Below are 14,078 nucleotides of genomic sequence, written 5' to 3'. Positions count from 1 at the left end.
GACCGTATTGCAAAAGCCGCTGATGTAGCGGCTTTTTTATTGTCTGAAATGTATCGTGTTTACCGCTTTCCTTGTGCCATCAACACATCAAGAGACTGCCTTAACAGTTGAATTTGCTCCATACTTAAGCCCGCTTTTGCCATCATTTGTGCTGGGATACAAGCGCATGATTGCTCGAGGATTTTACCTGCTTCGGTTAAGTGAATGAAGGTTTGTCGTTCATCATCAGGATTTTTGCTACGGGTAACGAGACCACGCTCTGCTAAGCGCTTAAGGAGCGGTGTTAGGGTGTTGCTATTGAGTTCAGCTCGTTCGCCTATTTCTTTCACGAGCTGTCCGTCCTGCTCCCATAAAATCAATAACACTATGTATTGCGGATACGTGAGCCCAACCTCTTTGAGTAACGGCTGATAGAGTCGTGTAACCTGTCTTGATGCACTATATAGCCGAAAACAGATCTGGTTATCGAGATTGAGCTGCGGGTTAGATTGACTCATTTAGTAACTTTTCAATATCTTTGGCTATTTGTTCAGGCTTGGTGATTGGGGCATAGCGCTTAACGGGTTCACCCTGCTGGTTAAATAAAAACTTAGTGAAGTTCCATTTGATTTTATTACCAAATAGCCCTGGAAGAGCGGACTTTAGGTATTGATACAGTGGGTGTGCTTTATCGCCATTAACCTCAATCTTTTCCATCATCTGAAAATCAACACCGTAGTTGATTAAGCAGCCTTCTTGAATTTGTTTTGCATCGCCGGGTTCTTGCTTACCAAACTGGTTACAGGGAAAGCCGATGATCACAAGTCCCTGATCCGCGTATTTTTGGTGTAGCTCTTGGAGCCCTTCATATTGTGGTGTTAATCCACACTCACTGGCCGTGTTAACAATAAGCACAGCTTTGCCTTGTAAGTCGGTAAAGTGATATGCCTGACCTTGTAATGTGTTTGCTTCAAACTGATAGAGTGTCGTCATTTTTAGTCTTTTATGATTTAATCGTGTGCGATTTAATTTAGACCAAATATGACCCTTGTGCAACCGCAGGTGAAATTATTTTGCAGGTGTATGTTGATATTTGACGCTTAGCATCGCAAGCCGCCTAGTGATCAATGCGTGATCTTGCTTGGGGAGATATTTTAAGTGTGTGGTTAAATAGGTACTAGTGGAATACAGCGCACGGATCATCTGGTTGGCCTGTTCGATAAATGCTTGTGTTTCTTGGGTATGGCTACAAGCAATATGGCCTTCGAGATGAGGGAGGTTATTCGCTATTGGTAAGGAACCCACTAGGTGTGCCTTGTCCTTTGGAAAGCTCTGCTGAAAAATAGCGGGGTAGGCTAATATAAAGTCGACTTTACCTGCACTAAACTGCTCCATAATGGTTTGTGCTGAGGTTTTATACGGTCTAATGGCAACATTTTTGGGTTCAAGTAGCGCTAATGCGGAGTCAATGGTATTGCCATAAGATTTGCCAATCTCTTTGATGATAGTGGCTTGTGGATAGTAAGCCATTAAACTAGCAAGAGACTTCAGTTTACCGGTGGCATTCACAAGGCTGGCATCCATCGGGGTGTGTTGTTTGAAGTAGTATAATCTATGGCTTGGATATAGGTGGATGGGGATGGTAAACAAAAAGGCTTGCTGGCGGCTTGGGGTTTTTAGGCGAGACACCGCGCACACGGGCTCTTCACTTGCTAGTAATTGATTAAGTTTGGTTGGGGTGACAATGTTAAAATCAAAGTAATCTCGGCCAAACTGGTTTAAAAGCAAGTTGTTGGTATCTGACTCTAAACTATGGGCTTGTTTGCTAAAAAGTCTTTGCTCATCGGCTGGTTCATTCGAGATCAGCAATATTTTTGCGTTGCAGAACGCACCAAACAACAGCAGCATTAGCAGTAAATATTTCATTATTGCTCCAACCCAGTAAAGCAAACACCAGTTTACTATAGAACATTGTGCTTAATTAGCATTCAAAATGCGCTGCCAAATCAAGATAAGCGGTTATTTAACCTTAACTCTTTGTGCTGAGTTTTATAACCTGTCATCATTGCAATGATTTTTATCTATGGGGCAAATAAACGATGACCAAAGTGTGGGATGGATTTATCCGCGGGTTTCACTGGCTGCTCGTAGCAGGACTAGTAACCTTATATATTACCGGTGAAGAGGGCATGATGGATCTTCACTTTGTTACTGGCTATTTATTATTAGCACTGATGGCTGCACGATTAATTTGGGGTGTCATTGGTAGTCAAACCGCTAAATTAAGCGCGCTATTTCATTCACCTAAAGCAATTTTATCGGCCATTAAATCAAAACAAAGCCATGTAGGACATAATCCTGCGGGAAGTTTGATGGTGCTGCTATTTTTTGTGTTGATCCTTGTTCAGCTCGTTTCTGGCTTGATGACAACTGATGATATTTTGGTGGAAGGCCCACTCGCACAATATGTATCTTACGACTTAGTTGAATTAGCAGGCGATATACATCACACCAATATTGAACTGTTAATTGCGGCCATTGCACTGCATATATTTGCTATTGTGGTGTATCGCCTTAAAGGTCAAAACCTAGTAAAGACGTTAGTAACTGGTAAGCAAGAAAATGCAGTCAGCACGCCTGTCATGAAATCGGGTGTTGTTGCATACCTTGTCTTTATTGCAATTTCTGCTGTGTTACTCTTTACTTGGGGCGCTGAGCCATTACAAGGGTTAATGTAACTCCACTCTGAACGGAAGTTAGCGAGGTTATTGCTTTCAATAATCTCGCTAACCTTTAGCATCAAGTTCGGCCAATGTAATATTTGTTAACAGATTATCGTAACAGATATGACCTCTATTTCAGAAAATTCTGGTAACATGGCGCAGTTTTATCTTAGAGGTTAGAGAAAAGTAGCGATGTTAGAGCCGTATTATCAACAACAAGCAAATGAGATCACCATTACCAGAGAGCAGGGGAGTTTATTTGCAAAAGGAGTCGCGGACGACTACAACCCATTGCACGACATCGATGCAAAGAAGTTTTGTGTACCGGGTGATCTACTTTTCTCCTTAGTGTTAAAGCACTACGGCTTAAGCGAGAATATGGAGTTTAGCTTTGTGGGCATGGTTGATGAAACAACAACGCTCACCTTGCCAGAAGGTGCTGCACAATTTGATATTACCGCTAATGATAAAGTGATGCTGTCCGTGTCGCGCGCTGGCGAAACCAGCACGTGCCCAACGCTCATCAATAGTTTGACGAGAAATTACGTAGAATTTTCAGGCACTACCTTTCCTCATGTGATCATCCCATTGATGGGTGAGCAAGAAGTAATGATAAACCCAGCAAGGCCAATGGTGATATACGAATCTATGTCTATTCATATGGATGATATATCGGTAACGGAAGTAACATTGGAAGCGGCTAAGCCAGAGTTTAGCTATGAAGGCAAACGTGGCAAGATCAACCTGCGTTTTAACTTGCTGTCGAATGGCACTAAAGTCGGTTATGGTGAAAAGCACATGTTAGTTTCTGGGATCCGCGAGTATTGTCAGCAAACCGTTGATGATTTGATTGCCTATTACAACGATAGAAAAGTAGCATTAAAGCCATAACCTCCCAATACACGCTGACGCACCAGTCAGCGTGTTGCCCACACCGTTTTCCTTTGAAACAATAATTCATCCACTCTTCAGCTGTCCGCTATACTGTTTAGATAAAATGTAATTGAATTAAATGGTATTACTGTGCCGTATGCAGACTTGCTCAAACCAGAAGCCTCACAACAAACATTACTAAAGTGGCAAAAAACAGTCGATTTGATGGCGAAGATTTTTTCGGCGCCTGCTGCGTTTGTGGTGCAAAAGAAAGAAGATGGCTTTGCAGTGATGATTGCAAGCGACCAAGAAGAAAACCCGTATCCTGCTGGTGGTTTTATACCGCAAGAAACCAATATCTTTTGTAAGCATGTTGTCGCTAATAATCGCAATCTATATGAGCAGCACGCCAGTGTAAATTATCAGTGGGACGATAACCCTGAGGTTGCCAATGATGGCTTTGAGTCTTATTTGGGGGTACCTATCCATTGGCCCAATGGAAAGTCGTTTGGCACTTTGTGTGTGATGGACTTTAAACCCACGAATTACGGCGCTCCGTTGGTTGAATTTATAGAGCATTTGCGCGATATGCTAGAAGACGATTTGGTGATGATTGAGCGCTATAGCAAAATCAAAGCGATAGCGATGCAAGACCCGTTAACTGAAGTATTAAATCGTCGTGCGACTGAAATACTCGGTGAACATAAGCGTGATATTGCGTTAAAACTGGGTGGTGCGCTTTACTGTGTCTTTCTTGATTTAGATGGTTTTAAACCAATAAATGACAGCTATGGTCATGAAGTTGGTGATCAGGTGTTACAAAGTTTGGCTGAAGCCTTGAAGGCCGCAAGCAGCGAAGATGATATTATCGGGCGCTATGGTGGTGATGAGTTTCTGGCTATTGTGCAGCGAGATAATGAAAAAGCCGTCAACGACTTTATTTTTCAAAGCGAGGCTAATTTCTATCAAGCGTTAAAAGAGAAAAAGCTCCCCAAGTGTGGATTTTCAGCGGGATTTGCCAAGTGTGAAAATAAGTTTGAAAGCATGGCTAGTTTATTTTCTCGGGCAGATAAACACATGTATCAGCAAAAACTGAGCTGAATGCTCGATGTGATCTAAAGCATATAGGCGACATAGTTGCAGACAAGGCATGCCTTTTGTGAACAATGGCGATTTTACGTCAAAAGCTGGACTAATAAACTAGCCATCACAGACCACCTTTTATCAACTACCGCAATGGCTAAATAACATCTGCTATTTAGCTGCGAAAATTACCGTCATCAAGTTGTTAAAATGGCCAAGATCGGAGAGAATATAGCAATCTTTGTTCGAATTTAGCGTGGCCGAGTTTTGGTTCGGTTGCCAATGCCATAAGTAGAATTTCAATGTCAAATATGAGTATTCCGCAGGAAGTGTCGCGCAGACGTACTTTCGCGATCATTTCACACCCGGATGCGGGTAAAACCACCATCACCGAAAAAGTACTTTTATTCGGAAAGGCGTTACAAAAAGCCGGTACGGTTAAAGGCCGTGGCTCAAACCAACACGCCAAATCTGACTGGATGGAAATGGAAAAAGAACGTGGTATCTCGGTAACCACTTCTGTGATGCAGTTTCCATACAATGATGCCTTGGTAAACCTACTAGATACTCCGGGACACGAGGACTTCTCTGAAGATACTTATCGTACGCTCACCGCTGTTGACTCGTGCTTGATGGTAATCGATGCGGCAAAAGGTGTAGAAGACCGTACCCGCAAACTGATGGAAGTAACGCGCTTACGTGACACGCCAATCGTTACCTTTATGAACAAATTAGACCGTGATATTCGTGACCCAATGGAGCTACTTGATGAGGTAGAAACCGAACTGAACATCATGTGTGCGCCGGTTACTTGGCCAATTGGCTGTGGTAAAGAATTTAAAGGTGTTTATCACATTCATCGTGATGAAACGATTTTGTACCAAACTGGTCAAGGTCATACGATCCAAGACAAACGCGTGATCAAAGGGCTAGATAACAGCGAGCTTGACGCTGCTGTGGGTGAAAGCTTGGCTGAACAACTTCGTGAAGAGCTTGAGTTAGTAATGGGTGCCTCGCACGAGTTTGACCGTGAATTATTTCTAACTGGCGAATTAACCCCTGTATTCTTTGGTACGGCACTTGGTAACTTCGGTGTTGACCACATGCTTGACGGGTTAACTGAGTGGGCACCAACGCCACTGCCGCGTCAAACTGATGAGCGTGAAGTAAAAGCCGACGAAGAAAAGTTCTCTGGTTTCGTGTTTAAAATTCAAGCAAACATGGATCCAAAACACCGCGACCGTATCGCCTTTATGCGTATTGTATCTGGTAAATATAGCCAAGGCATGAAGATGAACCACGTGCGTCTTGGTAAACAAGTCAGTATTGCGGATGCGGTAACCTTTATGGCGGGTGACCGTGAGCGTGCTCAAGAAGCGTTCGCGGGTGATATTATCGGTCTACATAACCACGGTACTATTCAAATAGGTGATACCTTCACACAAGGTGAAACGCTTAAATTTAGTGGTATTCCAAACTTTGCACCTGAGCTATTCCGTCGCATTCGTCTAAGAGATCCACTTAAGCAAAAGCAGCTACTTAAAGGGCTGGTACAGCTTTCTGAAGAAGGTGCGGTACAGGTATTTAGACCACTTATCAATAACGACCTGATTGTAGGTGCGGTTGGGGTGCTGCAGTTTGATGTGGTTGTGGCACGCTTAAAGTCTGAGTACAACGTAGATGCGATTTACGAGAGCGTAACGGTTCAAACTGCGCGCTGGGTAAGCTGTGATGACGATAAGAAAATGGCTGAGTTCCGCCGCAAGTGCGAGCAAAACTTGGCACTAGATGGTGGTGATAACCTAACTTATATCGCACCAAGTCGCGTAAACCTAAATCTATCTATGGAGCGTTACCCTGACGTGAAGTTCCATGAAACTCGTGAACACTAATCGCTGCGCATTAAAGGAAAACAGATGAACATCAAAAGTATTTTAATTGAAAAAGCCAATGCAGCGATGCAAGCGGCTGGTATCCCTGAAGGTACAAACCCAGCGGTAACACAAAGTACGCGTCCTCAGTTTGGTGATTACCAAATTAACGGTGCGATGGGTGCTGCTAAAGCACTAAAAACTAACCCAAGAGAGCTGGCGCAGAAGATCATCGACAACCTAGACGTTGCTGATCTTGCAGAAAAAACAGAAATCGCAGGCCCAGGTTTTATTAATATTCACCTCAAGCCTGAGTTTTTAGCCACAAGCCTAGAAGCGGCAAATACTGATGCCAAGCTAGGTGTTGCTGAACATGCTACGCCTCACAAAGTCGTGGTCGATTTTTCTTCACCAAACCTTGCTAAAGAGATGCACGTAGGTCACCTGCGCTCAACTATTATTGGTGATGCCGTTGTGCGTGCCCTTGAGTTCCGTGGTGACACTGTTATTCGCCAAAACCACATGGGCGACTGGGGTACCCAGTTTGGTATGTTGATAGCACACCTAGAAGATTTGCTGAACCAAGGTGTTGACCTTGAAAACGTCGCACTTGCGGATCTTGAAAGCTTTTATCGCGATGCGAAAACGCGTTTTGATGACGAAGCCGGTTTTGCCGATAAAGCCCGTGATTACGTAGTCAAACTTCAAAGCGGTGATGCGCATTGTAAGAAGCTATGGCAAATGTTTATCGACACCTCAGTTAAACATTCTGAAGAAGTATACGGCAAGCTAAACGTGACGCTTACGCGTGATGATATCATGGCAGAAAGTGCTTACAACGACCGTCTTGCCGGTGTAATTGAGCTGCTAAAAGAGAAAGGCATTGCGGTTGAAGATCAGGGCGCTCAAGTTGTATTCCTTGACGAATTGGCAAATAAAGACGGCGAACCTTCCGTATTTATCGTGCAAAAATCAGGTGGTGGTTTCTTATATTCGACGACTGATTTAGCTGCCTGTGATTACCGTTCAAATGAGCTAGATGTTGATCGTATCCTAATTTTTGTTGATGCGCGTCAGGGTTTACACTTCAACCAAGTTGAGATCACAGCACGTAAAGCGGGTCTTTTAAAAGACAAAACCAGCTACGAGCCAAGCCTGTTTGGTACTATGATGGGTAACGACGGCAAACCGTTTAAAACTCGTACTGGCGGCACGGTGAAGCTATCAGACTTACTTGACGAAGCAGTGAGCCGTGCGACAGAAAAGCTCGCTGACAGAGCCTCTGACCTATCTGATGAAGCTCGCCAAGAAATCGCGCGTAAAGTGGGTATTGGTGCAGTGAAGTACGCTGATCTGTCAAAGCACAGAACCAGCGATTATATCTTTAACTGGGATACGATGCTGAGCTTTGAAGGGGCGACGGCGCCATATTTGCAGTACGCCTATACTCGTGTTCGTAGTATTTTCCGTAAGGCAAACATGGATAGCGCCAGCCTAACTGGTCGCATTCAGATTCAAGCACCACAGGAAAAGGCACTTGGGCTTAAACTGCTGCAACTGGAAGAAGTGCTTGATCTGATGATCAGCGAAGCAACGCCACACGTATTATGTAGTTATTTATATGAGCTTGCGAGCTTGTATATGACATTCTATGAAGCGTGCCCAATTTTGAAAGATGATGTAGCTGCAGACGTCCGTGAAAGTCGTCTAGTACTATGTAATCTAGTTGCTAACTCACTGAAAACAGGCCTAGATTTGCTTGGTATCGAAGTGATGGAGCAAATGTAAGTTAGTTTTAACTTGCATTAAGGTATACTAGAAGCCGCTTTATAGCGGCTTTTTTTGTTAAGGATATTGTGATGAAACTTGAAGACATTCGCAGAGAATATACCAAAGACGGTTTACGTCGTGAAATGCTAAAAGACACACCCGTTGAGCAGTTTGAAACCTGGCTCCAGCAGGCGATTGATGCCAAGTTTACCGACCCAACAGCGATGGTCGTCGCTACGGTTGACGAGCACGGTCAGCCGTCTCAACGCATTGTTTTACTCAAGCATGTAGACGAGCACGGTTTTGTCTTCTTTACCAATACCGGTTCACGCAAAGCGCAAGAATTAAAGCAAAACAACAAGGTATGCTTACACTTCCCGTGGCATGAAATTGAGCGTCAGGTTATCGTGTACGGTGAAGCTGTTCCGTTACCAACCAGTCGCGTTGCCAAGTATTTCTTATCAAGACCAAAAGAAAGTCAGCTTGCAGCGTGGGCGTCTCAGCAATCGCGCCCCGTGTCATCTCGCCAAGCCTTGATGCAAACCTTTAGTAGCATGAAAGACAAATTCGCTAAAGGCGAAATCCCACTACCTGATTTTTGGGGCGGTTATTGCGTAGAGCCCACTAAAGTTGAGTTTTGGCAAGGTGGAGAGCACCGTCTTCACGATCGCTTTATGTATGTGAAGCAAGCCGATGGTAGTTGGGAAATTGAGCGGCTTAACCCATAAATTCGCCTTTATAGATAGTCACTGTCACCTCGATTTTGACGAGTTGGCAGATGACCTAGCTACGCATATCAAAGCAGCCCATTGTTTGGGTGTTGAACGCTTCGTGGTGCCTGGCGTTACCCTTAAGCAGTCTCAACAGCTTGTTGAGTTTCAAGCACATCATCCACAATGTGAAATCGCCGCGGGGTTACACCCTTATTTTATTGGCGAACATTGCGACGACGATATGGCTGCGTTGGTCGAGCATGTAATACACAACCGCACCCAACTGTGTGCGATAGGAGAGTGCGGCATCGATACAACCTGCGACGCGCTTGAGCGCCAAATTGCACTGTTTGAAGCGCATATCGCACTGAGTAATGAGGTAAAGCTTCCGCTAATCGTCCATCACCGTAAAAGTCATCATCTAATTGCCGCCGTGTTTAAACGTGTTAAACCACAATATGGTGGGGTGATCCACGCCTTTTCAGGTTCAAAACAGCAGGCTGAATATTATATCGGTCAGGGTTTTAAGCTAGGAGTTGGTGGCACAATCACCTATCCAAGAGGCGAAAAAACTGCGCAGGTAATATCACAGTTGCCGCTTGAAAGCCTAGTGTTGGAAACCGATGCGCCATCGATGCCGTTACATGGTTATCAGGGGAAGCCGAACTCTCCTAAGCGAGTCGTCCAAGTATTTGACAGGCTTTGTGAATATCGAAGCGAAACACCGAGCGAGCTTGCCGCAGCGCTTTATCGAAATACCACGCAGTTGTTTGGCTTAGGGTAAATTGATGATGTCGAGATAAATCTCGACCTACGAGTCAATATCACAAATGGGATATAAAATCATACTTACCAGCGATAAATAACCCGTGTAGGAACCGGTTCACCCGGCGATCTTTTGGTATTTATTAAAGCTTCTATACATCTCATAGCTTGGAGGAATGATTTATGCGTTAGTTGGTTATTCACCTTTTATTAATGTTTAAGAGCTTAATTTAAAACCTTCAACATTTCTCAAGGAATAGAAAAATGAATGATGAAACGAAAGTAAAAATGCCATTAATGCATTTTATAAAGGTGCAGGTTTAAATTTATCTTTCAAAGGCAGCGTAAACGAAAATGTGGCACAGGTTTTTGGAGAGATGATCCAAGCAACTAAAAGTTGTACGACAGCTCTAAATTGGGTTCCTGAGCCGACGGGAGGCAAGGCAACTATCAAATGGATAGTAAAGAACTTTGCATAAAGCATTGTAAAGCAACTTAGTTCAGAACAATCTCTTACCTGTGCAAAAGAAGTTGTCAGAAATTACAGAACGAAAATGGAATTAGCTGCATTAGGGATTTCGTTATGTTTAGAATAATTTTACTTGCCGCGTTAATGTTCACCTCGAACTTGGTAATTGCGTCACAAAAAGTGAACCCTTTTCCAAGCTTATCTTGTAGTAATAAGCTACATATCAGAGTTGTTGATCTCGTTTATTGTGTAGATAGCACGACACTATCAAAAATTAACTTTTTAGGACTAAGTAACTAAACTGCGGTTGTAACTAGCCAAGATCAAAATGAGTTGGCAATTGCGTTAAACCCACCGGAAATCTCACTTGGTGATATGCATAAAAAGTTGAATATGAGCGTAAATGAATTTTTTCATGCCCTGTATCATTCAGATCCTCAAGTAAAAAATATTACAAAGCTCCGCTCGGCTTTTGACATAGACGAAAGCAATCCGATGAGTGTGTACCAAAACGGCGATATTTTTGCTTTTGTCGTTATGGGAGAAAATCAAGACTACGATAGGGTTTATATTAATAAAAAGGGAAGCGGTGTTATCTATCAGATAAGTGGCGAGTTTAACCAATCTCAGTTAAATCGCGTTCTCTCCTCGCTTATTTTGGATTTGTAGCATAGCTGTTCATCTTATAAAGTAGGAGCCAGTTCACTCGGCGATCTTTACGCAGTTACTGCGATATAAAATCATACTTACCAGCAGTAGAAAAGCAGGTGTAGGAGCCGGTTCACCCGGCGATCTTTATGCAGTTACCGCGATATAAAACCATACATACCAGCAATAGAAAAGCAGGTGTAGGAGCTGGTTCACCCGGCGATCTTTACGCTGTTATCGCGATAAAAAACCATACTTACCAACAATAGAAAAGCAGGTGTAGGAGCCGGTTCACCCGGCGATCTTTATGCTCTCCCGGCATAACACCAAAACTAGTTAAGCCAATTGCTGATTAATAATTGAGATCATCTCATCAGCGTATTGGTGAATAAAAAAGTGTCCACCAGAAAATTCAGTAAGTTGATAAGGCTGTGATGTTAGCTCTTGCCATGCAAAGACGTGTTTCTTCTGGACAGAATCTTCGATACCGTTAAAAACGTGTATTGGAATTGGTAGTGTGAGCTGCTTTGCGACATAAGTATCTGCAATTTTGAAATCGGCGCGAAGTAAAGGTAGCAACAACTCCATTAGCTCTTCATTTTCTAGAACTTCTTTTGGAGTCCCATTCAAATCTTTAAGCTCAGTGATAAATTCATCATGCGGTAAGTTGTGCAAATGACGCCCGCTTGAAAGGCAATGAGGAGCCCTGCTACCTGAAGCGAATATCTTAGATGGAATAAGTTGATTTTTCGTATGTAGTTGCAATGCAAATTCGTATGATATCCTGCTCCCCAAACTATGCCCAAAAAAGGCAAAAGGTTTGCTTGTTATGAAGTCGAGGTGAAGCATCAGCTCATCAATAATCTCAGGCATATTGTCAATTGCAGGTTCAATAAGTCTTGCACCTCTTCCTGGAAGTTGAACAAAAACAAGTTCAATGTTCTCGTGAGCTTTTTTGATCCAAGGTGTAAAAATAGCTGGTGAGCCACCTGCGTAAGGAAAGCAAAATAACCGCACCTTAGCATTTGGGTTCGGTTTTGGGATTATAAAAAGTTTATTGTTCATGTCCTTTGTCATTTATCGCTCTTATACAAATCAATAATGATATTATCAAACTATTTACAATAGTAATAGGGATAACTGGGTTTCATCTAATGAGTAACATTTTCAGGCGCTGGTAGCATTTTTACTTTCTTGCGAATCTTGCGTTTTACTTCCCAGCGTTTTAATGCTCGACCTATTTGCCATGTGAATACCATCGTAATCACCAGCATCAGTAAAACGACTCGTCCAAGTTCGTGGAAACTAGAGTGGCTTTGTGACATAGCAGCTTCTGTCAAATAGACCATATTGACGAACCCAAGAGGCTGTCCCATCGGCGTATATACTGGTTCAGAAATAATGCTTTTGGTTTTACTGAGCCCTGGTAAGGTTTGAGGTAGCTGTTGATAATCTGTGGGTGAGGAATTACCGTCGTTACCAACAATAAAACGTCCTTGATAATCATAAATCGCGACTTGAAGCACAAAGTCATCGCTAGCGAGGTGATTTGCCAGTGCGCTGAGCCTTGGCGTATCACTGCGAGAGAGGGGCAATGCCACATTTTTTGCGAGCTGCTTGGTGAGGCTCCTTGCGGTAAGGTCTGCGCCATTATGGAGCAAGCGATGAGATTCAAAACTGGTATTAAACGCAAGCCAAGTCACCATAACTAAGCACGTCGCAGCGATGCACAGGCGAAATAATCTACGCCCTCGAGTTGAGTTTAACACTTCTAATACATGTAAATTTTTCATATTTATCGCATATTGCCCGCTTTTGCTAAGGTCCAGTGCTGACAGCTTAGCGCAATCATGTTAAAAATCGGCTTAACGCTATCAAGGAGCAACTTATGTCGTCAATCATTCAATTCGCTAATCGTGAACTAAACACACCAATTCAGGAACATATGGCGCTGGCTCATTGGTATAGCTGCCAAGGTACCACAAGCCTCACACAAGTAAATCAATTACCTGAGATGACGACCCAATCAATATGCTTTTTTGGCCCAAATATACAATTGCAACACCTTGTGGAAGTCACAAAATTTCTTCAAACATTTGCTATCGAGCAGGCTTATTTTACGGCATATCAACCTCATGAACAGCTTCCTGTTGCACTGGGTATGCGTTTTAACGCATCGCAAATGCCGAGTAAGGCTGAGGTGAGGCATTTTGCCAAAAGCATTAATGCGCAAGGTGCGGTGATAACACAAGCACCTACTTTAGCAGAGCCTGGGTTACTTGTGATGGATATGGACTCCACCGCAATTCAAATTGAATGTATTGACGAAATTGCTCGATTGGCCGACCGATATGATGAAGTGGCTTCTGTCACCGCACAGGCAATGGCCGGGGCACTCTCTTTTTCTGAAAGTCTACACCGCCGCGTTGCGTCACTTTCTGGCGTACCGTTATCACAAATTCAATCATTAAAAGAAAACTTACCGCTAATGCCCGGTATAGAGCTGTTATGTCAGGCGCTAAAGCTGCATCACTGGCATCTTGCCATCGCCTCGGGTGGCTTTACATGGTTTGCAGAATCATTGATTGAGCCACTCCAACTAGACGCTGTATTTGCCAACACCCTAGAGGTGGAAAACGCGCAGCTTACCGGCAAAGTGCTAGGTGATATCGTAGATGCCGACAAAAAGGCAGAAGTGCTAGGTCAACTTGCAACCCAATATGCGATCCCAATGACTCAAACCGTTGCCATTGGTGATGGTGCAAATGACTTAGTGATGATGGCAAAAGCCCAACTAGGTGTAGCAATCCATGGTAAACCAAAAGTGGTAGAAAATGCCGACGCGGCTATTTGTGAAGGATCTTTGCTACAACTGTTATATTTGCTAGGTGTGCCGAAATAATATGTGCTATGAGACGTACCATGGAGGGTGATTTCTCCAATCACTCGAGACTATGAATTAAGTCAGCTCGTCTTCCTGACGGATTTTGACGCCCATCCATGGGCTACGACTACCTTTTCTTTGATGCCCAAAGAATCGTTGCGCAAAAGAAAGGGCACTTCCTCTTCACTCGAAAAACATAGCTGCTCGGCGGGTGAACCACCTTATATGGACTCCTCCAATTGTACAAGCCATTTTTAGCATTATTGGTGTGATTGCGTGCTTATATCCGGGCTCTTGATG

14 protein-coding genes are annotated in these 14,078 nt (G+C 43.4%); 9 read left to right on the top strand and 5 right to left on the bottom strand.

Annotated elements, in window-relative coordinates; all coding sequences use genetic code 11:
• Positions 1–59 precede the first annotated feature (59 nt).
• From EXT48_RS13395 to EXT48_RS13385, 3 genes are all read right to left on the bottom strand, one after another.
• Entirely contained in the window at positions 60–497 is a 438-nt protein-coding gene (locus tag EXT48_RS13395) for a MarR family winged helix-turn-helix transcriptional regulator (RefSeq protein ID WP_130164749.1), read from the bottom strand.
• Positions 484–972 carry a glutathione peroxidase gene (locus EXT48_RS13390; protein ID WP_010379179.1) on the bottom strand — a complete coding sequence of 163 codons (489 nt, stop codon included), beginning with the start codon at positions 970–972 and terminating at the stop codon, positions 484–486. The genes EXT48_RS13395 and EXT48_RS13390 overlap by 14 nt, the downstream gene beginning before the upstream one ends.
• 75 nt (positions 973–1,047) lie before the next feature.
• Positions 1,048–1,905 (bottom strand): transporter substrate-binding domain-containing protein, encoded by an 858-nt coding sequence (locus EXT48_RS13385; protein WP_130164748.1) that lies wholly within the window; start codon positions 1,903–1,905, stop codon positions 1,048–1,050.
• A gap of 173 nt (positions 1,906–2,078) precedes the next feature.
• Here EXT48_RS13385 and EXT48_RS13380 point away from each other — a divergent pair, with 173 nt between their 5' ends.
• The 8 genes from EXT48_RS13380 to EXT48_RS23885 all read left to right on the top strand — a co-directional run bounded on the left by EXT48_RS13380 (position 2,079) and on the right by EXT48_RS23885 (position 10,915).
• Positions 2,079–2,717, top strand: coding sequence for a cytochrome b/b6 domain-containing protein (locus tag EXT48_RS13380; protein ID WP_045989137.1), 639 nt, complete (start codon positions 2,079–2,081; stop codon positions 2,715–2,717).
• Positions 2,718–2,894: 177 nt separating this feature from the next.
• A complete protein-coding gene (locus EXT48_RS13375) occupies positions 2,895–3,593 on the top strand; it encodes a DUF3581 family protein (RefSeq protein ID WP_010607683.1) in 699 nt (232 codons plus the stop codon).
• Between the two features lie 132 nt (positions 3,594–3,725).
• Positions 3,726–4,676, top strand: a complete 951-nt coding sequence (locus EXT48_RS13370; protein ID WP_130164747.1) for a sensor domain-containing diguanylate cyclase — start codon at positions 3,726–3,728, stop codon at positions 4,674–4,676.
• 284 nt (positions 4,677–4,960) lie between these two features.
• Positions 4,961–6,550: a peptide chain release factor 3 gene (prfC, locus tag EXT48_RS13365; RefSeq protein ID WP_017216978.1), complete on the top strand. Its 1,590-nt coding sequence runs from the start codon at positions 4,961–4,963 to the stop codon at positions 6,548–6,550.
• A gap of 24 nt (positions 6,551–6,574) precedes the next feature.
• Positions 6,575–8,317, top strand: a complete 1,743-nt coding sequence (argS, locus tag EXT48_RS13360) for an arginine--tRNA ligase (protein WP_130164746.1) — start codon at positions 6,575–6,577, stop codon at positions 8,315–8,317.
• Between the two features lie 68 nt (positions 8,318–8,385).
• Positions 8,386–9,027, top strand: a complete 642-nt coding sequence (gene pdxH, locus EXT48_RS13355; protein ID WP_205991261.1) for a pyridoxamine 5'-phosphate oxidase — start codon at positions 8,386–8,388, stop codon at positions 9,025–9,027.
• Entirely contained in the window at positions 8,993–9,796 is an 804-nt protein-coding gene (locus EXT48_RS13350) for a TatD family hydrolase (RefSeq protein ID WP_130164745.1), read from the top strand. The genes pdxH and EXT48_RS13350 overlap by 35 nt, the downstream gene beginning before the upstream one ends.
• Before the next feature lie 843 nt (positions 9,797–10,639).
• Complete coding sequence (locus EXT48_RS23885) at positions 10,640–10,915, top strand: hypothetical protein (protein WP_239361048.1); 276 nt, start codon at positions 10,640–10,642, stop codon at positions 10,913–10,915.
• A gap of 315 nt (positions 10,916–11,230) precedes the next feature.
• Here the strand turns inward: EXT48_RS23885 and EXT48_RS13335 are convergent, their stop codons facing one another.
• Together EXT48_RS13335 and EXT48_RS13330 are read right to left on the bottom strand one after the other, a co-directional pair.
• On the bottom strand, positions 11,231–11,971 hold the full coding sequence (locus tag EXT48_RS13335) for a thioesterase II family protein (RefSeq protein WP_239361049.1): 741 nt from the start codon (positions 11,969–11,971) through the stop codon (positions 11,231–11,233).
• Positions 11,972–12,045: 74 nt separating this feature from the next.
• A complete protein-coding gene (locus tag EXT48_RS13330; protein ID WP_130164744.1) occupies positions 12,046–12,687 on the bottom strand; it encodes an AhpA/YtjB family protein in 642 nt (213 codons plus the stop codon).
• A gap of 95 nt (positions 12,688–12,782) precedes the next feature.
• Between EXT48_RS13330 and serB the strand changes: the two genes are divergently transcribed.
• Positions 12,783–13,796 carry a phosphoserine phosphatase SerB gene (gene serB, locus EXT48_RS13325; RefSeq protein WP_130164743.1) on the top strand — a complete coding sequence of 338 codons (1,014 nt, stop codon included), beginning with the start codon at positions 12,783–12,785 and terminating at the stop codon, positions 13,794–13,796.
• Positions 13,797–14,078: the final 282 nt, after the last annotated feature.

The organism is Pseudoalteromonas sp. CO348 (assembly GCF_004208845.1).
Lineage (GTDB): Bacteria > Pseudomonadota > Gammaproteobacteria > Enterobacterales > Alteromonadaceae > Pseudoalteromonas > Pseudoalteromonas maricaloris.
The sequence above is the reverse complement of the archived record's forward strand: the minus strand, read 5'-3'. Positions and strand labels throughout refer to the sequence as shown.